Raw genomic sequence first — 20,751 nt, 5'->3', positions numbered from 1 at the left:
ACGGCCCCGGGTCGAGTCCAAGGACGACCCGGGGCCCCGCTGATCCCGGTCAGCCGAGCCCGGGGATCATCGACACGACCACGTCGATGAGCTTGATGCCGACGAAGGGCAGCACGAGTCCGCCGAGACCGTAGATCCCCAGGTTGCGGCGGAGCAGGTCGTGGGCGGAAGCCGGGGTGTAGCGGACGCCGCGCAGGGCGAGCGGGATGAGTGCCACGATGATCAGGGCGTTGAAGATGATCGCCGAGGTGATGGCGGACGTCGGGCTGTGCAGGCCCATGACGTTCAGGGCTTCGAGGCCCGGATACGCGGAGGCGAACATCGCCGGGATGATCGCGAAGTACTTCGCCACGTCGTTGGTGATGGAGAAGGTGGTCAACGCCCCACGGGTGATGAGGAGTTGCTTGCCGATCTCGACGATCTCGATGAGCTTCGTCGGGTTGGAGTCCAGGTCCACCATGTTCCCGGCCTCCTTCGCGGCCGAGGTCCCCGTGTTCATCGCCACGCCCACATCGGCCTGAGCCAGCGCCGGGGCGTCGTTCGTCCCGTCGCCCGTCATCGCGACCAGCTTGCCGCCCTCCTGCTCCTTCTTGATCAGGGCGAGCTTGTCCTCGGGGGTGGCCTCGGCGAGGAAGTCGTCCACCCCGGCCTCCTGCGCGATGGCCCGGGCGGTGAGCGGATTGTCCCCGGTGATCATGACCGTGCGGATGCCCATGCGGCGCAGTTCCGCGAAGCGTTCCGCGATGCCGTCCTTGACGACGTCCTTGAGGTGGATCACGCCGAGGACGCGGGGCCCGTTCCAGTCGTGCACACCGACGAGCAGCGGGGTGCCGCCGGATGCCGAGATCGCTTCGCTGAACTGGAGCGCCTCGGGCGGGACTTGGCCCCCATACATCGTGACCCACTCGATGACCTGGGCAGTCGCGCCCTTGCGGATGTGGGAGACGGCGCCGTTCTCCCAGCGCAGGTCCACACCGCTCATCCGGGTCTGGGCGCTGAACTCCACGAACCGGGACCCGACGAGGTCGCCCTCCGCGGGTTCGCGCAGCCCGTAGCGCTCCTTGGCGAGGACGACGACCGAGCGGCCCTCGGGCGTCTCGTCGGCGAGCGAGGCGAGCTGGGCGGCGTCGGCGAGGTGGTGCTCGCGCACGCCGGGCATGGGCAGGAAGGCGGCGGCCTCGCGGTTGCCGAGGGTGATGGTGCCGGTCTTGTCGAGCAGCAGGGTGTTCACGTCGCCCGCCGCCTCAACTGCCCTGCCGGACATGGCCAGTACGTTGCGCTGCACCAGCCGGTCCATGCCCGCGATGCCGATCGCGGAGAGCAGCGCGCCGATGGTGGTCGGGATCAGGGTCACCAGGAGTGCCACGAGCACCGTGGTGGACTGCGCGGCCTGCGCGTACTCGGCCATCGGCTGGAGCGTGACCACGACCAGCAGGAACACGATCGTGAGCGCCGCGAGCAGGATGTTGAGCGCGATCTCGTTCGGCGTCTTCTGCCGGGACGCGCCCTCGACCAGCGCGATCATCCGGTCCAGGAAGGAGTTCCCGGGGCGTGAGGTGACGCGGACGACGATCCGGTCCGAGAGCACCGTCGTGCCGCCGGTGACGCCGGAGCGGTCGCCGCCGGACTCGCGGATGACCGGCGCGGACTCGCCGGTCACCGCCGACTCGTCCACCGCGGCGACCCCGTCCACTACATCGCCGTCCGCCGGGATCAGCTCGCCCGCCTCGACGAGGACGAAGTCGAACGGCTTGAGGTCGGTGGCGGCGACCGCCTCCGTCCGCGCCCTGCTCAGATCGGTGCCGACCCGCCAGTTGTCGCGAAGGCGCAGTGCCACCGTGTCCGTACGGGCCCGGCGCAGCGACTCGGCCTGCGCCTTGCCGCGGCCCTCCGCGACGGCCTCGGCGAGGTTCGCGAAGATCACCGTGAGCCACAGCCAGACGCTGATCACCCAGGTGAAGACGGACGGGTGGATGAGCGCGGAGAGCGTGGTGAGCACCGCCCCGACCGAGACCACGAAGAGGACCGGGGTACGCACCAGGGCCCGCGGATGCAGCTTGCGCAGCGCGTCGGGGAACGACGTGACCAGCTGTACGGGCTCGAAGAGGCCGCTGGGGCGGCGCGCACGCCGGTGCGGGGGCCCGCCGGGCCGGGGCAGCCGGGGATTGCGGGGCGGCGGACCACTGGGGGCGGGGACGGTCTGGGCCTGCTGGGGGGCGGCGGGAGGCATCGAGGGTGACCTTCTGGTGGGGACGCGATGCGGCGAGACATCGCCGCAGGTCACCGCTCATGCCGGGACTCTGGAAGAGCACGGCCCGAGTGCGGGCCGGCCATGGATGTCCGCGACTGTCAGTGAGCGGCAGCACACGAATCTAGGCGACGGAGAAGCCGCTCTCCGCCCGATGAGCGGAGTTTTACGCCCCTCTGACGGCGCCTCGCCGCCCGGGTGTCAGTGTCCTGTCAGGATCCCGTACACGGGGGTTTGGCCGACCTTCGTCCATCCGGCTGGAAAGCGGTGAGACCCCCTCGGGAAAATGACCGGTTCGGCGTAGAGCGTGCCGATATATCCCCAGGTCGGTGGGTGGCTGTTCGTACCGGCGTAAGAGTCCCGTCAAAGGGACGCCAATGGCCGTAAGAGGCCCGTCAACGGAACGCGCAAACGCCGTCGGAGGCGGTTTCCTCATGGCGTCCGTTCTTTTTCGAACCTCTCTCAGGAGTTCACGATGGCCGACGTGGCCTTCGTCGTCACCACGATCGCGGTTTTCGCGCTGGTGGCGCTCATCGCCAAGGGGGTGGCAAAGCTGTGACTGCCGAGAACATTGTCGGTCTGATCGTGGCCGTCGCCCTGCTGGGTTACCTCGTCCTCGCCCTCGTTTACCCGGAGAGGTTCTGAGCCCCGACATGTCACCTGTCCTCTCCGGTGTGCTCCAGTTCCTCGCGCTCGCTGTGGCGCTGGCCCTGGCATACCGTCCCCTCGGCGACTACATGGCCCGCGTCTACTCCTCCGACAAGCACCTGCGTGTCGAGAAGTGGATCTACAAGGCCATCGGCGCCAACCCGTCCACCGAGATGCGCTGGCCCGCCTATCTGCGCGGTGTCCTCGCCTTCTCCGCGGTCAGCGTCCTCTTCCTCTACCTGATCCAGCGGGTGCAGGGCTCGCTGCCGGGCTCGCTGGGCTTCGTGTCGATCGACCCGTTCCAGGCGTTCAACACGGCCGCCTCCTTCGTGTCCAACACGAACTGGCAGTCGTACTCGGGCGAGCAGGCCATGGGCCACGTCGTGCAGACCGGTGGTCTGGCGGTGCAGAACTTCGTGTCGGCCGCCGTCGGCATCGCGGTCGCCGTCGCCCTGGTACGGGGCTTCGCCCGCTCGCGCACCGGTGAGCTGGGCAACTTCTGGTCGGACCTGGTGCGCGGTGTCGTACGCATCCTGCTGCCGATCTCGGTGATCGGCGCGATCGTCCTGGTCGCCTGTGGCGCGATCCAGAACTTCGCCGGGATCCACGAGGTCGGCCAGTTCCTGGGCGGCTCGCAGCAGTGGAACGGCGGCGCGGTCGCCTCGCAGGAGGCCATCAAGGAGCTGGGCACCAACGGCGGCGGTTACTTCAACGCCAACTCGGCCCACCCCTTCGAGAACCCCAACGGCCTCTCGAACCTGTTCGAGATCTTCCTGATCCTGGTCATCCCGTTCGCGCTGACCCGGACCTTCGGCAAGATGGTCGGTTCGGTCAAGCAGGGCTACGCGATCCTCGCCACGATGGTCACCATCTGGGTCGGATTCACCGTCCTGATGATGTGGACCGAGTTCCACCACGGCGGCCCCGCCTTCAACGTCGCGGGCGGCGCGATGGAGGGCAAGGAGACCCGCTTCGGGATCAGCGGTTCGGCGATCTTCTCGGTGGCCACGACCCTGACGTCCACGGGCGCGGTCAACTCCTTCCACTCCTCCTTCACCGGCTTCGGCGGCGGCATCCAGCTCCTGGGCATGCAGCTCGGCGAGATCGCGCCGGGCGGTACGGGCTCCGGTCTCTACGGCATGCTGATCATGGCGATCATCGCGGTGTTCATCGCGGGTCTGATGGTCGGCCGCACGCCCGAGTACCTGGGCAAGAAGATCGGCACCCGCGAGATCAAGTTCGCGGCCTGCTACATCCTCGTCACCCCGGCGCTTGTCCTTATCTTCACGGGTATCGCGATGGCCATGCCGTCGACCCTGGACTCGATGGCGAACTCGGGTGCGCACGGCTTCTCTGAGGTGCTGTACGCCTACACCTCGGGCGCCAACAACAACGGCTCCGCGTTCGCGGGCCTCAACGCGAACACCCCGTGGTTCAACACCTCGATCGGTCTGGCGATGCTGCTCGGCCGGTTCGTGCCGATGGTGTTCGTCCTCGCTCTGGCAGGTTCGCTGGCCGAGCAGAAGCCGATCCCGGAGACCGCGGGCACCCTGCGTACCAACAAGCCGCTGTTCACGGGCCTGCTGGTCGGCACCATCCTGATTGTCACCGGTCTGACCTACTTCCCCGCGCTCGCGCTGGGTCCGCTGGCCGAGGGGCTGGCGTCATGACCACCAACCTGAAGCACGAGGACGAGATGTCCACTGCCACTCCGACCCGGGCCCCGCACAGCGACGTCCCGACGGGTCACAAGGACCAGGGCAAGGTCGGCGGGGGTCTGTTCGACCCGAAGGCGCTGGTCAAGTCCTTCCCGGACGCGATCAAGAAGCTCAACCCGAAGACCATGATCAAGTCTCCGGTCATGTTCGTGGTGGAGATCGGCTCGGTCCTCACGACCGTCCTGGCGATCAAGAACCCGAGCGACTGGTTCGGCTGGGCGATCGCGGCCTGGCTGTGGTTGACCACGATCTTCGCCAACCTGGCGGAGGCCGTCGCCGAAGGCCGCGGCAAGGCGCAGGCCGACACCCTGCGCAAGGCCAAGACCGACACCATCGCCCGCCGTCTGAACGGGAGTTCAGAGGAGCAGGTGCCGGGCACCGAGCTCAAGATCGGCGACCTGGTCGTCTGCGAGGCCGGCGACATCATCCCCGGCGACGGTGACGTGGTCGAGGGCGTCGCGTCGGTGGACGAGTCGGCGATCACCGGCGAGTCCGCTCCCGTCATCCGGGAGTCCGGCGGCGACCGCTCGGCCGTCACCGGCGGTACGAAGGTGCTGTCGGACCGCGTGGTCATCAAGATCACGACGAAGCCGGGCGAGACGTTCATCGACCGGATGATCAACCTGGTCGAGGGCGCGTCCCGGCAGAAGACGCCCAACGAGATCGCGCTCAACATCCTGCTGGCGTCCCTCACGATCGTCTTCCTGATGGCCGTCGTCACGCTCCAGCCGTTCGCGATGTACGCGAAGGCCGAGCAGTCGATGATCGTCCTTGCCGCGCTGCTGATCTGCCTGATCCCGACGACGATCGGCGCGCTGCTCTCCGCGATCGGTATCGCGGGCATGGACCGCCTGGTCCAGCGCAACGTACTGGCCATGTCCGGCAGGGCGGTTGAAGCAGCGGGCGACGTCTCCACGCTGCTGCTCGACAAGACCGGCACCATCACGCTGGGCAACCGGCAGGCATCCGAGTTCGTGCCGGTCAAGGGCACCACGGAGGCCGAGGTCGCGGACGCGGCCCAGCTCTCCTCGCTGGCCGATGAGACGCCCGAGGGCCGCTCCATCGTGGTCCTCGCCAAGGAGAAGTACGGCCTGCGCGAGCGCCACCAGGGCGAACTCGCCGGCGCCGAATGGGTGGCCTTCACCGCCCAGACCCGTATGTCGGGTGTGGACGTGGACGGACGCAAGACCCGTAAGGGCGCCGCCGGTTCGGTCATCACCTGGGTCAAGGAGCAGGGCGGCCAGGTCGCCGAGGACGCCGACGTACTGGCGAACAAGATCTCCGAGGCGGGTGGCACGCCGCTGCTCGTCGCCGTCCAGGACGAGCAGGGCGCCCGTGTCCTGGGTGTCATCCACCTCAAGGACGTCGTCAAGGAAGGCATGCGGGAGCGGTTCGACGAGCTGCGCCGGATGGGCATCAAGACGGTCATGATCACGGGTGACAACCCGCTGACCGCGAAGGCCATCGCCGAAGAGGCGGGTGTGGACGACTTCCTCGCGGAGGCCACTCCCGAGGACAAGATGGCGCTGATCAAGCGGGAGCAGGCCGGCGGCAAGCTGGTCGCGATGACCGGTGACGGCACCAACGACGCCCCGGCCCTCGCGCAGGCCGATGTCGGCGTGGCGATGAACACGGGTACGTCGGCCGCGAAGGAGGCCGGCAACATGGTCGACCTCGACTCGAACCCGACCAAGCTGATCGAGATCGTCGAGATCGGCAAGCAACTCCTCATCACCCGGGGCGCGTTGACGACCTTCTCGATCGCCAACGACGTCGCGAAGTACTTCGCGATCATCCCGGCGATGTTCGCGGTGGTCTACCCGGGCCTGGACAAGCTCAACATCATGAGCCTGCACAGCCCCGAGTCCGCGATCCTGTCCGCGGTCATCTTCAACGCGCTGATCATCATCGCGCTGGTGCCGCTCGCGCTGAAGGGCGTGCAGTACAAGCCGACCAGCGCCGACAAGATGCTCCGCCGCAACCTCGGCATCTACGGCCTCGGCGGCCTGATCGCGCCCTTCATCGGCATCAAGATCATCGACCTGCTCATCTCCCTCATCCCCGGAATCGGCTGATCGGTCATGAATAACTCGCTGGGAAACACCGCCCGTCTGCTGGGCGCAGGTCTGCGCGCGCTGCTGGTCCTGACGGTCGTGTGCGGGGTCATCTACCCGCTCGTCGTGACCGGCATCGCCCAGGCCGCGTTCGGTAACAAGGCCAACGGTTCCGAGATCAAGTCCGGTGGGAAGGTGGTCGGTTCGGAGCTGATCGGGCAGAGCTACAACCTCCCGAAGAAGGACCCGAACAACGCCGACGAGCAGGCGCAGCCGGACCTGAAGTGGTTCCAGCCGCGCCCCTCCAACGGGCTGGCCGCGAACACGGTCAACACGCAGTACCAGTTGATCGTGTCGGGTGCGACGAACCTGTCGGGTGACAACGACAAGCTGATCAAGCAGGTCAAGGACGCCAAGGACGCGGTCGTCCAGGACAACTCCACCGCCGACTACAAGGTGAACCCAGCCGACGTGCCCGCCGACGCGGTCACTTCCTCCGGTTCGGGTCTGGACCCGCAGATCTCTCCGGAGTACGCGAAGATCCAGGTCCACCGGGTGGCCGAGAAGAACCACCTCGACGTCAAGCAGGTGGCGAAGCTCGTCGACGAGAACTCGGACGGCCGGATCCTCGGCTTCATCGGGGAGCCGCGCGTGAACGTCCTGAAGCTCAACATCGCGCTCAAGGAACTCGTCCAGAAGTGATCGGCTTACCGCGAGGGGCGGGGGCCGGCGGTCCGGGAACTTCCCGCCGCGGGCTCCCGCCCCTCGGCACACCCGCGCCCGTTCCCGGGCTCCCTCTGGACGCATGGCACAACAGGAAGGCGGCACACCGATGACCCGGGTGCTGGTGGTCGAGGACGAACCACAGCTCGTACGGGCTCTTGAGATCAACCTCAGGGCGCGAAAATACGTCGTCGATGCCGCGTCCGACGGGCAGACGGCGCTCCGCCTGGCCGCCGCGAGTCAACCGGACGCGGTGCTGCTCGACCTCGGGCTTCCGGACATGGACGGCCTCGACGTGATGAAGGCGCTGCGTCGCTTCTCCCGGGTGCCGGTCCTGGTGGTCTCGGCCCGCAACACCTCCGACGAGAAGGTCGCCGCGCTGGACGCGGGCGCCGACGACTACATCACCAAACCGTTCAGCATGGACGAACTCCTCGCCCGGCTGCGGGCGGCCACCCGGCGCACCGGCCCCGAGACCCAGGCCGAAGCGGAGCAGGGCGTCGTCACCACCAAGGGCTTCAGCATTGATCTGCTCGCCAAGAAGGCCAGGCGCGGCGGCAAGGAGATCCGGCTCACCCCCACCGAATGGCATCTGATCGAAGTCCTCGTCCGCAACCGCGGCCGACTGGTCACCCAGCGCGAGCTGCTCCAGGAGGTGTGGGGGCCCAGCTACCGTACCCAGAGCAACTATCTCCGGGTCTACATGGCCCAGTTGAGGCGCAAACTGGAGGTCGATCCGTCCCATCCGCGCTACCTCATCACCGCCCCCGGCATGGGGTACCGCTTCGAGGTGTGACCCGGATTCAGTAAACAGGGCTCAGCAGCAATGAGGCAGGGACCGGCCTGGCCCCGCCATCCGCAGCGACCACAGAGATCGGAACAATGGCACGCGGCAAGCTCCGCATCTACCTCGGCGCGGCGCCGGGTGTCGGCAAGACGTACTCGATGCTGTCCGAGGCACACCGCAGGATCGAGCGCGGCACCGACTGCGTCGTCGCCTTCGTCGAGCACCACAGCAGGCCGCGCACCGAAGTGATGCTGCACGGTCTGGAGCTGCTGCCCCGGCGCGAGATCGAATACCGCGGAACCGTCTTCACCGAGATGGACGTGGACGCGGTCCTGGAGCGCCGCCCGTCGGTGGTCCTGGTGGACGAGCTGGCGCACACCAACATCCCGGGCACGCGCAACATCAAGCGCTGGCAGGACGTCGAAGAGCTCCTGGCGGCCGGCATCGACGTCGTCTCCAACCTCAACATCCAGCATCTGGAGTCGCTCGGCGATGTGGTCGAGTCGATAACGGGCGTACGGCAACAGGAGACCGTCCCGGACGAGTTCGTCCGGCGGGCCGATCAGATAGAACTTGTCGACATGTCGCCGCAGGCGCTGCGGCGCCGCATGGCGCACGGCAACATCTACAAGCCGGAGAAGGTCGACGCGGCCCTCTCCAACTACTTCCGGCCCGGAAACCTCACCGCACTGCGGGAGTTGGCGCTTTTGTGGGTCGCCGACCGGGTGGACGAGTATCTGACGGAGTACCGCAGCGAGCACCGGGTCAACAAGATCTGGGGCTCGCGCGAGCGCATCGTCGTCGGTCTGACCGGTGGACCGGAGGGGCGCACGCTCATCCGCCGCGCGGCCCGGCTGGCCGAAAAGGGCGCGGGCGGTGAGGTGTTGGCCGTATACGTCGCGAGAAGCGACGGCCTGACCGCCGCCTCACCGAAGGAACTCGCCGTCCAGCGCACCCTGGTCGAGGACCTCGGCGGCACCTTCCACCACGTGGTGGGCGACGACGTGCCGCCGGCCCTGCTCGACTTCTCACGCGGGGTCAACGCGACGCAGATCGTGCTGGGCACGAGTCGCCGCAGAGCTTGGCAGTACCTCTTCGGGCCGGGCGTCGGCGCCACGGTCGCCCGCGACTCCGGTCCCGATCTCGACGTACACATCGTCACGCACGAGGAGGCCGCGCGCGGGCGCGGTCTGCCGGTGGCGCGCGGGGCGCGGCTCGGCCGGACCCGGATCCTGTGGGGCTGGCTGACCGGAGTCATCGGCCCGGTGCTGCTCACCGTGCTGCTCACCCGCATCAGCATGGACCTCGGCCTCGCCAACGAGATGCTGCTCTACCTCTCGCTGACGGTCGGGTCGGCGCTGCTCGGCGGTCTGCTGCCCTCGTTGGCCTCGGCGGCGCTGGGCTCGATTCTCATAAACTGGTACTTCACCCCGCCGGTCCACGAACTCACCATCGCCGACCCGAAGAACATCGTCGCCATAGCGATCTTCTTCCTGGTCGCGGTGTCGGTGGCCTCGGTCGTGGACCTGGCCGCCCGGCGCACCCACCAGGCCGCGCGGCTGCGCGCCGAGTCCGAGATCCTCTCCTTCCTCGCGGGCAGCGTGCTGCGCGGCGAGACCAGCCTCGACGCCCTGCTGGAACGCGTCCGGGAGACCTTCGCCATGGAGTCCGTGGCCCTTCTGGAGCGTACGAGCGAGGTCGAGCCGTGGACCCGCACGGGCAGCATCGGACCCGCTCCGGCCACCCGCCCCGAGGACGCCGACGTGGACATGCCGGTCGGTGACCGCATGGCCCTCGCGCTCTCCGGGCGCGTCCTGCCCGCCGAGGACCGGCGCGTGCTGGGCGCGTTCGCGGCCCAGGCCGCGGTCGTCCTGGACCGCCAACGCCTCCAGGAGGAAGCCCACCAGGCCCGTCTGTACGCCGAGGGCGACCGCATCCGCACCGCGCTGCTCGCCGCCGTCAGCCACGACCTGCGCACCCCGCTCGCCTCCATCAAGGCGTCGGTGACGTCGCTCCGCTCGGACGATGTGGAGTGGTCCGAGGCCGACGAGGCGGAGCTGCTCGAAGGCATCGAGGCGGGCGCCGACCGCCTGGACCACCTGGTGGGCAACCTCCTGGACATGTCGCGGCTCCAGACCGGCACGGTCACCCCGATCATCCGCGGGATCGACCTCGACGAGGTCGTGCCGATGGCGCTGGGCGGCGTACCCGAGCACAGCGTGGTCCTTGACATCCCGGAGGACCTGCCGATGGTGGCGGTGGACGCGGGGCTGCTCGAACGCACGGTGGCCAACATCGTGGAGAACGCGGTCAAGTACAGCCCGCCCGGCGAACGGGTCCTGGTGTCCGCGAGCGCCATGGCCGACCGGGTCGAGGTCCGCGTCGCCGACCAGGGCCCGGGCGTCCCGGACGAGGCCAAGGACCGCATCTTCGCGCCGTTCCAGCGCTATGGCGACGCCCCGCGCGGCGCGGGAGTCGGCCTCGGCCTCGCGGTGGCCCGCGGCTTCGCCGAGGCCATGGGCGGCACGCTGGCGGCGGAGGACACCCCGGGCGGCGGCATGACCATGGTCATCACCCTGAAACAGGCCCCGGACCACCCACCCGTCAGGCCGGACCTGCCTACGACGACTACGTCGTAGGCCCTGCCGGTAAGGGCGGGACCGGGGGCTCAGCCAGGTCTTACGCCCTTGCTACGCCATGCCCGCTAGCCTGCCCCCACCAGCAAAAAGGCCCTCCCGAAGGAGGGCCGGACGCTCGGTTGCACATGAGCGCCCCCGGCAGGACTCGAACCTGCGGCCAAGCGCTTAGAAGGCGCCTGCTCTATCCACTGAGCTACGGGGGCCGAATGGTGGCCTCGGTGGCCTGGAGCCCCGGGCGGGCAAGGGGGCGGGTCCGGGACGGGGTCCCGGGCCGTTGACCTTGCCGGGACAAGGATAGGGCTCCTGTCACCCAGTCCCGGTTGCTTCACCTGCGTGGCACGATGTGGAGGTTCGGTGAAGCGAACCGATAATCGCAGGCAGGTGCGAATCCTGCAGCGCTTTTGACGCTTGTGGCGCAGGGTGTTGTGCACTCGTTATGCCTGCGTCCTACTCGTCCCCTCTGCCCCATGTGTCCGTCCGGTATGCCCTGGCGGTGGATGGACGCGCGCGGAAGTGGCCATACGCTTCAAAAAGCCGCCAAAGTTGGGCATTCTTCGCATGTGGTGACCTTGGACGTACGGCCTCAGCTCATCGACGCACTCTCCGCCCTGCGCGACAGTGTCGCCGCCGTGCGTCTCCCGCTGCCCCTGCCGGGTGCTCCACGCGCCCGGCAGACGCGCAGCGAGCTGCTCGCACAGCTCGACGACTATCTGCTGCCCCGGCTCCGAGATCCCGAAGCGCCCCTGCTCGCCGTCATCGGCGGTTCGACCGGTGCGGGGAAGTCCACGCTCGTCAACTCCCTTGTGGGGCGCCGGGTCAGCCAGGCGGGCGTGCTGCGGCCCACCACCCGTACGCCCGTGCTCGTCTGCCATCCCGACGACAAGGACTGGTTCGCCGGGCCGCGCGTACTGCCCGAACTCACCCGCGTATGGCTGCCGCAGCAGCAGGAGGACGCCGAGGGGGGCGACCTGCCCGGCGGGGACGACGTCGGGGCGGTACGGGTCGAGACCGTCGCCGCGCTGCCGCGCGGGCTCGCGCTGCTCGACGCGCCCGACATCGACTCACTGGTCGTCAGCAACCGCATCCTGGCCGCCGAACTCATCTGCGCCGCCGACGTATGGGTCATGGTCACCACCGCCTCCCGGTACGCCGACGCGGTGCCCTGGCATCTGCTGCGTACCGCCAAGGAGTACGACGCGACGCTCGTCACCGTGCTCGACCGGGTGCCGCACCAGGTGCTGGCCGAAGTGTCGCGCCAGTACGGGGCGTTGCTCACCAAGGCCGGGCTCGGGGAGGTGCCGCGGTTCACCGTGCCCGAGCTGCCCGAGTCCGCGGGGGCCTCGCACGGGCTGCTGCCCGGCACCGCCGTCGCCCCGCTGCTCGCCTGGCTCACCCACCGCAGCCAGGACCCGGCCGCCCGCCAGCAGGCCGTGGCCCGCACCGCCTCCGGCGCGATCGAATCGCTCAACGCGCGGATGCCCGAGCTGGCTTCGGCCGTCGCCGCCCAGTACGCGGCCGCCGTACGCCTCACCGGCGCGGTCGAGGACGCGTACGCCAAGGAGGGCGCCCGGGTGCGGCGCCGGGTGCGGGCGGGCGAGGTGCTCGCCGGGGACGCGATCACCCGCTGGCGCGCCCACCCCGGCAGTGCCACTTCCGCGGAACTCCTGGACGCGCTCGTGGACAGCCTCGCCGAACTGCTGCGGTGTGCGGCCGCCGCCGCCGACGAGCGGGTCAGGGAGGCGTGGGCGCGCGAGCCCGCCGCGGGGCGGTTCGCCGAAGCCGTACGCCATGAGGACCCGGAGGACCGGATCGGGCTCGCCGTGCGGCGCTGGCGCAGGGTGCTCGAAGAGCTGGCCGAGGACGAAGTGCGGGAGATGGAGCGGTCGCTGGCGCCCGATCCGGAGACCGTGGCGGCGCTGCTCGCCGCGGCCCTGCTCGGTGGCCGGCGGGCCCGCCGGGCGGGCGAGCGGCTCGCCGAGCGGATCGGCGCCCAGGGTGCGCTGCGGCTGCGCGACAAGGGCGGTGAGCTGGTCACCACGTACGTCGACCAGGTGCTCGGCGCCGAACGGGAACGGCGGCTCGCGCCGCTGGACGCGCTGGAGGTGACGCCCGAGCCGCAGGCCGGGCTGATCGCGGCGCTGTCCGTAGTGCAGAAGGAGAGGAAAGCGGCATGACGCAGGAGGCTGAGGACCGCTGGGACGACGGGCTGATCGCGCGGCGCGCCGCCGAACCCGGCGAGGGGGCGGAAGCAGCCCTTCCGGGAGAGGGAGAGAGGGAAGGAGAGGGGCAGGACGAGGAGGATGCCGCCGAGGCCGCTTTCGAGCCCATCGGCGGGCCGTACGTCGGTGCGCTGCGGGGCCGCCTGGACGCGCTGAGCGAGCTGGTCGGCCTGTCCCGCACCCGCCTGGAGGGGCGGACCCTCGCCGAGGCCGGCCGCGTACTCGACGAGGCGGCGGCCCGCCAGCGCCTCTCGTCGCGGCACACCGTCGTCGCCGTCGCGGGCGCCAGCGGAAGCGGCAAGTCCACTCTCTTCAACTCCCTTGCCAAAAGCCAGATTTCGGACACCGGGCTGCGTCGTCCGACCACCGGTGCGCCCATCGCGTGCAGCTGGACCGACGGCGCCGCCGGTCTGCTCGACCGGCTCGGCATCCCCGGCAGGCTGCGCCGCAGACCGGTCGACAGCGCCGAAAGCGACCTGGAGGGCCTGGTCCTGGTCGATCTGCCCGACCTCGACTCGGCGGTCGTCTCGCACCGCCACGCCGCCGACCGGGTCCTCGCGCTGGTGGACGCGATCGTGTGGGTGGTGGACCCCGAGAAGTACGCGGACGCCGTGCTCCACGAGCGCTATCTGCGCCCGCTCGCCGGGCACGCGGAGGTGAGCTTCGTCGTGCTCAACCAGGTGGACCGGCTGCCCGGCGAGGCCGCCGACCTGGTCCTCGACGATCTGCGCCGGCTGCTCGACGAGGACGGCATGGCGCTGGGCGAACACGGCGAGCCCGGCGCCTCGGTGCTCGCACTCTCCGCGCTGACCGGCGAGGGCGTGGGCGAACTCCGCGAACAGCTCGGCCGGTTCGTGCAGGAACGCGGCGCCGCGGCCCGCCGGCTGGCCGCCGACCTGGACTCCGCCGCCGCCGAACTGCGTCCGCTGTACGTCGCGGACGGCCGGCCGCGCCTCGGTGAGCGGGCCCGCAAGGACTTCGCGGAGCGCCTGGCATCTGCGGTCGGCGCCGGCGCGGCGGGCGAGGCCGCCGAACGCGAGTGGCGGCGCAACGCCGGGCGCGCCTGCGGGACTCCGTGGCTGCGGCTGTGGCGCTGGTACGACCGGATCCGCGTCCCGGCCGTGCTGCGGCCCCGCTCCGAGGTCCGGGTCGAGGAGCAGGTCACCGCGCGCCAGCGGGTCGAGCAGGCGGTCCGCACGGTCGCCGACGAGGCCGCGTCGGGGCTGCCCGCGCCCTGGGCCCAGGCCGTGCGCGAGGCCGCGGTGCGCGGCGCCGAAGGGCTCCCCGAGGCCCTGGACGAGCTCGCGGCCCGGGAGGAACTGGAACGCGGCACCTCACCCAGGCCCCCCTGGTGGCCGGCCGCCGTGCTGGCCCAGATGCTCATGACCGGCGTTCAGATCGTCGGCGGGCTGTGGCTTTTCGGCCAGATCGTCGGGGTGCTGATGCCGGGTCTCATCGTGCCCGCGCTGGTGATGCTGGGCGGGATCGTCGGCGGTCCGCTGGTCGAGTGGGCGTGCGCGGTGGCGGCGCGCGGCCCGGGACGGCGCTACGGGCAGGAGGCCGAACGCCGGCTCCGGGAGGCCGCGGGGGCCTGCGGCCGGGCCAAGGTCCTCGACCCGGTCTCCGCCGAACTGCTGCGGTACCGCGAGGTGCGCGAGCAGTACGCGGCGGTGGTGGGGGTGGGGGCGCGGTGAGGGGGTTCAAGCGGGCCGTCAAGCGGGCCGTCAAGCGGGCCGTCACGCGGGCCGGGGCGGCGGGGTTTCACGCGGGTCCGCGTGACGGGCGCCGGGTGAGCGGGTTGTCCACAACCGGGCGGTAGTCCACAGGCCTGCACGCGGACTCCCCGTCCGGTCCAGCATGGAGATCGACAGCGCAAGGGTTCGATCGACGGCCGGGCCGGACGGGGCTCTTCTTTGCGCTGCGGGAACGCAGGGTCTGAAGGCAGGGCTCGGACACACGGTCCGGCGCAGGGTCCGGACGCACCGTCTATGAGCTACGAGGCACACGGGGGTTGAGGGCAGTGAACGACACGATGGTGACGCTGGTCGGCAATGTGGCGACGCAGGTGGAGTGGCGGGAATCGGCGACGGGCGGGGTGGCGAGGTTCCGGCTCGCGGTGACCGCGCGCCGCTTCGACCGGGAGAAGCAGTGCTGGGTGGACGGCGCCACCAGCTTCTACACGGTGTGGGCGGCGCGGGCGCTCGGGATGAACCTGACGGGCTCGGTCTCGATCGGTGAACCGCTCGTGGTGCACGGGCGGTTGAAGGTACGGGACGAGGAGCGCAAGGACGGCCCGCGCTGGTTCTCGGCGGATGTCGACGCGCTGGCGATCGGACACGACTTGTCGCGCGGAACCACCGCGTTCCGGCGGGTGTTCAAGGGCGAGGCGAGCCCGGCCGGGCGGTCCGGGACGCAGGGGGCGGAGGGGGGCCCGGCGCCGGGAGCCGAACCGGCGACACCTGATGGACTCTCGCCGGTGGTATGGGAGTCGGCCCCGGCGGCGGCTCCGGCCGGGGCTCCGGTGGGTGCCTAGGCGGGCGCACTTGAGCGGAGGTCGCGCGGAGGCGGGTGCGGTGGCGGAGCACGGCGGGTGTCCGAAACTCCCTTTCTGTGCCGGGGATTTGTCGATATCGCTGGCTGGAATGCATAGCCTGGGATAACGATTCCGAATCAGAATGGTTATCTGATGTCATCGCTGCGGATCGTTGACTTCCGTATCCCTAGGATTCCCGCGTACTCACGGGGCACTTGAGTCTGCCGGCGAGGCACTTCCCCCAACGCGCACCTCCGTGCACGCGCACCACCTTGCGAAAGAGCCTCGCCCGAAGGGGAATTCTGTGTTTTCAGCCGTTCACGGGCCTTCTGCCCGCAAGCGGGGTGCGCTGCGCCTCGTCACCGCCATAGCCGTCTCGGGACTCGTCGCGGCCGGTGCCGTAGCGGGCGCCGGTGCGGCCGTCGCGGACACGCCTGACCAGCAGGGCCAGGGCGGCGCCACCGCCACCATCCAGGGCCTGGAGCCCGGCTCGTACGACCAGGCCGTCATCACCGGCGACAACAACAGCAAGGAATCCGTCCGCGCGGGCCTGTTCCGGATGAACGTCGACGGCGGCGGCACGCTGCGCACGTACTGCATCGACATGCACAACCCGACGCAGTCCGAGGCGAAGTACAACGAGACGCCGTGGAGCGGCACCTCGCTGAACAGCAACAAGGACGCCGGGAAGATCCGCTGGATCCTCGAGAACTCCTACCCGCACCTCAACGACCTCGACGCGCTGGCCAAGAAGGCGGGCATCACGGGCAAGCTCACCAACGGCCTCGCGGCCGCGGGCACCCAGGTCGCCATCTGGCGCTTCTCGGACGGCGCCCACGTCGACGCCACCGACCCGAGCGCCGAGACGCTGGCGGCCTGGCTGGTCAAAAACGCCCAGGACGCCGGGGAGCCCAAGGCCTCGCTGACCCTCGACAACCCATCGGTGGCCGGCAAGGTCGGCAAGCAGCTCGGCCCGGTCACGGTGCACACCAACGCCGACAAGGTGACGGTCACCCGTTCCCAGGAGCTCACGGACGCCGGAGTCAAGGTCGTCGACAAGGCGGGGCAGGCCGTAACCACCGCCGCCAACGGCAGCCAGCTCTTCTTCGACGTGCCCGCGACCGCCAAGCCGGGTTCCGGCTCGGTGCACCTGCAGGCCGCCACCCAGGTGCCGGTCGGCCGCGCGTTCGCCAGTGACTCCAAGAGCCAGACGCAGATCCTGGCCGGTTCCAGCGACTCGACGGTCCAGGCGGACGCCAAGCTGACCTGGGCGAAGCAGGGTGCCATCCCGGCCGTGTCGGTGAAGAAGGACTGCGCCAAGGGCGGCGTGGACATCACCGTCAGCAACAAGGGCGACGAGGCCTACCCGGTGAAGGTCGGCGGCAAGACCATCGCGTCGATCCCGGCCGGCGGCTCGCAGACCGTGCTGTTCCCCGTCGCGGAGAACGAGAAGTACGACTTCACCATCGCCGGTCAGCACTTCTCCGGCGTCCTTAACTGCAAGACCGCCGGTTCCGGTACGCCCACCCCGTCCTCGAAGCCCAGCCCGGCCTCGGCCGGCGGCAGCTCGACCGGGACCAACGGCACCAACCTCGCCGAGACCGGCAGCTCCAGCGCCACCCCGATGATCGCCGGTGCGGCCGTCGTCCTGGTGCTGCTCGGCGGCGGCGCGGTGTTCTTCCTCCGCAAGAGGAAGAGCGCCGGTCAGTAAGGCACGTGCTGAGCACAGAGTGACCGCCCGGTAACGGGCAGCGGCCCCGGTACGCCTCGCGTACCGGGGCCGTTTCCGTCGGGGTGTGGACGACTGGCAAGATGGGGTGTATCTGCCCACACATCAATCTGCCGGACGGTTTCTCTTGGCTGAGTACATCTACACCATGCGCAAGACGCGCAAGGCGCACGGCGACAAGGTGATCCTGGATGACGTCACCCTGAGCTTCCTGCCCGGCGCGAAGATCGGTGTGGTCGGCCCGAACGGTGCCGGTAAGTCCACCGTTCTCAAGATCATGGCGGGACTTGAGCAGCCCTCCAACGGCGACGCCTTCCTGTCGCCCGGGTACAGCGTCGGCATCCTCATGCAGGAGCCCAAGCTCGACGAGTCGAAGACCGTCCTGGAGAACGTCCAGGACGGCGCGGCCGAGATCATGGGCAAGCTCAAGCGCTTCAACGAGGTCGCCGAGCTCATGGCGACCGACTACTCGGACGCGCTGCTCGACGAGATGGGCAAGCTCCAGGAGGACCTGGACCACGCCAACGCCTGGGACCTCGACGCCCAGCTGGAGCAGGCCATGGACGCCCTGGGCTGCCCGCCCGGCGACTGGCCCGTGGTCAACCTCTCCGGTGGCGAGAAGCGTCGCGTGGCGCTCTGCAAGCTGCTCATCGAGGCCCCGGACCTGCTCCTGCTCGACGAGCCCACCAACCATCTCGACGCCGAGTCGGTGAACTGGCTGGAGCAGCACCTCTCGAAGTACGCGGGCGCCGTGGTCGCGGTCACCCACGACCGGTACTTCCTGAACAACGTCGCCGAGTGGATCCTGGAGCTCGACCGCGGCCGCGCCATCCCGTACGAGGGCAACTACTCCACGTACCTGGACAAGAAGTCGTCCCGCCTGAAGGTCGAGGGCCGCAAGGACGAGAAGCGCGCCAAGCGGCTCAAGGAAGAGCTGGAGTGGGTCCGCTCCAACGCCAAGGGCCGTCAGACCAAGTCCAAGGCGCGTCTGGCCCGCTACGAGGAGATGGCCGCCGAAGCCGACAAGATGCGGAAGCTGGACTTCGAGGAGATCCAGATCCCGCCGGGCCCGCGCCTCGGTTCCATCGTCGTGGAGGTCAACAACCTCTCGAAGGCCTTCGGCGACAAGGTCCTCATCGACGACCTCAGCTTCACCCTGCCGCGCAACGGCATCGTGGGCGTCATCGGCCCCAACGGCGCCGGCAAGACCACGCTCTTCAAGATGATCCAGGGCCTGGAGACGCCGGACTCCGGCAGCGTCAAGATCGGCGAGACCGTCAAGATCTCGTACGTCGACCAGAGCCGCGCCAACATCGACCCGAAGAAGACGTTGTGGGCCGTCGTCTCGGACGAGCTGGACTACATCAACGTCGGGCAGGTCGAGATGCCGTCGCGGGCGTACGTGTCCGCCTTCGGCTTCAAGGGCCCGGACCAGCAGAAGCCCGCGGGCGTGCTCTCCGGCGGTGAGCGCAACCGCCTCAACCTGGCGCTGACGCTCAAGGAGGGCGGCAACCTGCTGCTCCTCGACGAGCCGACCAACGACCTCGACGTCGAGACGCTCTCCTCGCTGGAGAACGCGCTCCTGGAGTTCCCCGGCGCCGCCGTCGTGATCTCCCACGACCGCTGGTTCCTGGACCGGGTGGCCACCCACATCCTCGCCTACGAGGGCGAGTCCAAGTGGTACTGGTTCGAGGGCAACTTCGAGTCGTACGAGAAGAACAAGGTCGAGCGCCTGGGTGCCGACGCGGCGCGGCCGCACCGCGCCACGTACAAGAAGCTCACCCGGGGCTGAGTGACCGTGGCCCGTCATATCTACCGCTGCCCGCTGCGCTGGTCGGACATGGATGCCTTCGGGCACGTCAACAACGCGGTCTTCGTCCGGTACTTGGAGGAAGCCCGCATCGACTTCATGTTCCGGCTGGCGCCGGGTGACGGCTCGCCGTCGTTCCAGGGCGGGTCCGTCGTGGCCCGGCACGAGATCGACTACAAGCGGCCGCTGGTGCACCGGCACGAGCCGGTGACCATCGAGTCGTGGGTGACGAAGATCGGCGCGGCGTCCCTGACCATCTCGTACGAGATCAAGGACCCGGGTGAGGGCGGCCAGGTGTACGTCGCGGCGTCCACCGTCGTCGTGCCCTTCGACCTGGCGGCGGGGCGGCCGCGGCGGATCACCGCCGAGGAGAAGGCCTTCCTCCAGGAGTACGTGGACGACGGCGTCCGGGGCGACGGGCCGGAGCGGGCCGCGGCGTGAACGCCGTGCTGCGGTTCGCCGATGCCAGGGAGGTGGCGGATCTCGCCGCCTTCCTCGGCCGGCTGATCCACTACGACCGGGCCGCCGCGGTACGGCTGCAGGCGGGCGGCGGGGCGCTGGCCGTCTTCGGCCGGCCGCCTTCCTTCGAGGTGCTCGCCATCCGCACGGCCCGGCTCCGGGACGAGTCCGTCGCCCTCGACGTGACCGTCTCCGCCGGTGAACTCCTGGAGTCCCTGGACGAGCCGGCCTCCACCGCGCGGGTTCCGGGGGCCGTCACCGGGCCGCCGTGGGCCGGGGTGCTGCCGCCGCGCGGCGGCTGGCAGCCGGTGCCGGGGCTGCCGGCAGCCGAGCAGATGCGGGGTGCGGTCGCGGCCGCCGTCGCCGAATTCCGGGCCCGGGACGAGGCGCTGCCCGAGGCGCGGCGCAACCGGGCCGAGCGCGATGTGATCGGGCACGAGATCTGGTCCCGGACGCTCGGCTCGACCGAACTGCCGCTGCGGGCCGTGCACGCGGCCCAGTCACTCGGCTTCCTGCGGCCGGTGCGGGTGCTCGCCCCGGCGGGCGCGCCGTCCGCGCCCGAGCCGGTGGCCCTTTTCGCCTCCGGCCCGTGGCTGCGGCTGCGCACACCGTACGGTTCCGTCGCGGTACGCCGCGCGGGGCTCGGCGGGCTGACCGTCAGCCCGGTCTGACCCCGGGACGGATGCCGGAGGGCTCAGCCCTCCGCCGAGTTGACCATCGACGCGGCCGCGTACGTCAGATAGTTCCAGAGCGTCTCCTGGTGCTCCGGGGAGAGGCCGAGGCCGTCGACCGCGGTGCGCATGTGGCGCAGCCAGGCGTCGTGCGCGGCCCGGTCGACCGTGAAGGGGGCGTGCCGCATCCGCAGCCGCGGGTGGCCCCGGCCGTCGCTGTAGGTGCGCGGGCCGCCCCAGTACTGCATCAGGAACAGGGCGAGCCGCTCCTCGGCCGGGCCCAGGTCCTCCTCGGGGTACATCGGCCGCAGCAGCGGGTCGTCGGCGACGCCTTCGTAGAAGAGGTGGACGAGCCGGCGGAAGGTCTGCTCGCCGCCGACCTGCTCGTAGAAGGTCTGCTCCTGAAGCGTGCCGCGCGGAATCTCGGTCACGTTGAACACCCTCGCAATGTCATTCGGCCTGCCCCACTCTGCCGGCGGTCCGGCACCCCTCCATGGTCTCAGACCCGGTGGC

15 protein-coding genes and 1 tRNA gene are annotated in these 20,751 nt (G+C 69.9%); 13 read left to right on the top strand and 3 right to left on the bottom strand.

Going from position 1 to position 20,751, the window contains the following annotated elements; translation table 11 throughout:
- Nucleotides 1-49: 49 nt before the first annotated feature.
- Nucleotides 50-2,230, bottom strand: coding sequence for a potassium-transporting ATPase subunit KdpB (gene kdpB, locus ACIBK6_RS01925; protein WP_399047893.1), 2,181 nt, complete (start codon nucleotides 2,228-2,230; stop codon nucleotides 50-52).
- Between the two features lie 573 nt (nucleotides 2,231-2,803).
- Here kdpB (ACIBK6_RS01925) and kdpF point away from each other — a divergent pair.
- The 6 genes from kdpF (at nucleotide 2,804) to ACIBK6_RS01895 (ending at nucleotide 10,817) form a co-directional block, all read left to right on the top strand.
- On the top strand, nucleotides 2,804-2,893 hold the full coding sequence (gene kdpF, locus ACIBK6_RS01920) for a K(+)-transporting ATPase subunit F (protein WP_063801986.1): 90 nt from the start codon (nucleotides 2,804-2,806) through the stop codon (nucleotides 2,891-2,893).
- An 8-nt stretch (nucleotides 2,894-2,901) separates the two neighbouring features.
- A complete protein-coding gene (kdpA, locus tag ACIBK6_RS01915; RefSeq protein WP_399047891.1) occupies nucleotides 2,902-4,566 on the top strand; it encodes a potassium-transporting ATPase subunit KdpA in 1,665 nt (554 codons plus the stop codon).
- Entirely contained in the window at nucleotides 4,563-6,689 is a 2,127-nt protein-coding gene (gene kdpB / locus ACIBK6_RS01910; RefSeq protein ID WP_399047889.1) for a potassium-transporting ATPase subunit KdpB, read from the top strand. The genes kdpA and kdpB (ACIBK6_RS01910) overlap by 4 nt, the downstream gene beginning before the upstream one ends.
- A gap of 6 nt (nucleotides 6,690-6,695) precedes the next feature.
- Nucleotides 6,696-7,370, top strand: coding sequence for a potassium-transporting ATPase subunit C (locus tag ACIBK6_RS01905; RefSeq protein WP_399047888.1), 675 nt, complete (start codon nucleotides 6,696-6,698; stop codon nucleotides 7,368-7,370).
- Between the two features lie 130 nt (nucleotides 7,371-7,500).
- The gene (locus ACIBK6_RS01900; RefSeq protein WP_399048450.1) at nucleotides 7,501-8,187 is read left to right on the top strand and encodes a response regulator; all 687 of its coding nucleotides are present in this window, start codon (nucleotides 7,501-7,503) and stop codon (nucleotides 8,185-8,187) included.
- An 86-nt stretch (nucleotides 8,188-8,273) separates the two neighbouring features.
- Entirely contained in the window at nucleotides 8,274-10,817 is a 2,544-nt protein-coding gene (locus tag ACIBK6_RS01895) for an ATP-binding protein (RefSeq protein ID WP_399047886.1), read from the top strand.
- Between the two features lie 130 nt (nucleotides 10,818-10,947).
- On the opposite strand, the gene ACIBK6_RS01890 is transcribed toward ACIBK6_RS01895, so the two are convergent.
- Nucleotides 10,948-11,020 (bottom strand) — tRNA-Arg (locus ACIBK6_RS01890).
- A 366-nt stretch (nucleotides 11,021-11,386) separates the two neighbouring features.
- On the opposite strand from ACIBK6_RS01890, the gene ACIBK6_RS01885 reads away from it, so the two are divergent.
- The 7 genes from ACIBK6_RS01885 to ACIBK6_RS01855 all read left to right on the top strand — a co-directional run bounded on the left by ACIBK6_RS01885 (nucleotide 11,387) and on the right by ACIBK6_RS01855 (nucleotide 20,238).
- Entirely contained in the window at nucleotides 11,387-12,991 is a 1,605-nt protein-coding gene (locus ACIBK6_RS01885; RefSeq protein WP_399048449.1) for a dynamin family protein, read from the top strand.
- The gene (locus tag ACIBK6_RS01880) at nucleotides 12,988-14,730 is read left to right on the top strand and encodes a GTPase (RefSeq protein ID WP_399047885.1); all 1,743 of its coding nucleotides are present in this window, start codon (nucleotides 12,988-12,990) and stop codon (nucleotides 14,728-14,730) included. Before ACIBK6_RS01885 ends, ACIBK6_RS01880 begins: the two co-directional genes overlap by 4 nt.
- A gap of 326 nt (nucleotides 14,731-15,056) precedes the next feature.
- Complete coding sequence (locus ACIBK6_RS01875; RefSeq protein WP_399047882.1) at nucleotides 15,057-15,569, top strand: single-stranded DNA-binding protein; 513 nt, start codon at nucleotides 15,057-15,059, stop codon at nucleotides 15,567-15,569.
- A 304-nt stretch (nucleotides 15,570-15,873) separates the two neighbouring features.
- Nucleotides 15,874-17,280: an LAETG motif-containing sortase-dependent surface protein gene (locus ACIBK6_RS01870; RefSeq protein ID WP_399047880.1), complete on the top strand. Its 1,407-nt coding sequence runs from the start codon at nucleotides 15,874-15,876 to the stop codon at nucleotides 17,278-17,280.
- Nucleotides 17,281-17,425: 145 nt separating this feature from the next.
- Nucleotides 17,426-19,090, top strand: a complete 1,665-nt coding sequence (gene ettA / locus ACIBK6_RS01865) for an energy-dependent translational throttle protein EttA (protein ID WP_399047878.1) — start codon at nucleotides 17,426-17,428, stop codon at nucleotides 19,088-19,090.
- Nucleotides 19,091-19,096: 6 nt separating this feature from the next.
- The gene (locus tag ACIBK6_RS01860) at nucleotides 19,097-19,549 is read left to right on the top strand and encodes an acyl-CoA thioesterase (RefSeq protein ID WP_399047876.1); all 453 of its coding nucleotides are present in this window, start codon (nucleotides 19,097-19,099) and stop codon (nucleotides 19,547-19,549) included.
- Nucleotides 19,546-20,238 (top strand): hypothetical protein, encoded by a 693-nt coding sequence (locus ACIBK6_RS01855; RefSeq protein WP_399047874.1) that lies wholly within the window; start codon nucleotides 19,546-19,548, stop codon nucleotides 20,236-20,238. Before ACIBK6_RS01860 ends, ACIBK6_RS01855 begins: the two co-directional genes overlap by 4 nt.
- A gap of 23 nt (nucleotides 20,239-20,261) precedes the next feature.
- Here the strand turns inward: ACIBK6_RS01855 and ACIBK6_RS01850 are convergent, their stop codons facing one another.
- Nucleotides 20,262-20,669: a globin gene (locus ACIBK6_RS01850; RefSeq protein ID WP_399047872.1), complete on the bottom strand. Its 408-nt coding sequence runs from the start codon at nucleotides 20,667-20,669 to the stop codon at nucleotides 20,262-20,264.
- Nucleotides 20,670-20,751: the final 82 nt, after the last annotated feature.

This window comes from Streptomyces sp. NPDC050485 (assembly GCF_044458185.1).
Classification (GTDB): domain Bacteria; phylum Actinomycetota; class Actinomycetes; order Streptomycetales; family Streptomycetaceae; genus Streptomyces.
Note: the sequence above shows the minus strand (reverse complement) of the source record. Positions and strands in the feature narration are given on the sequence as shown.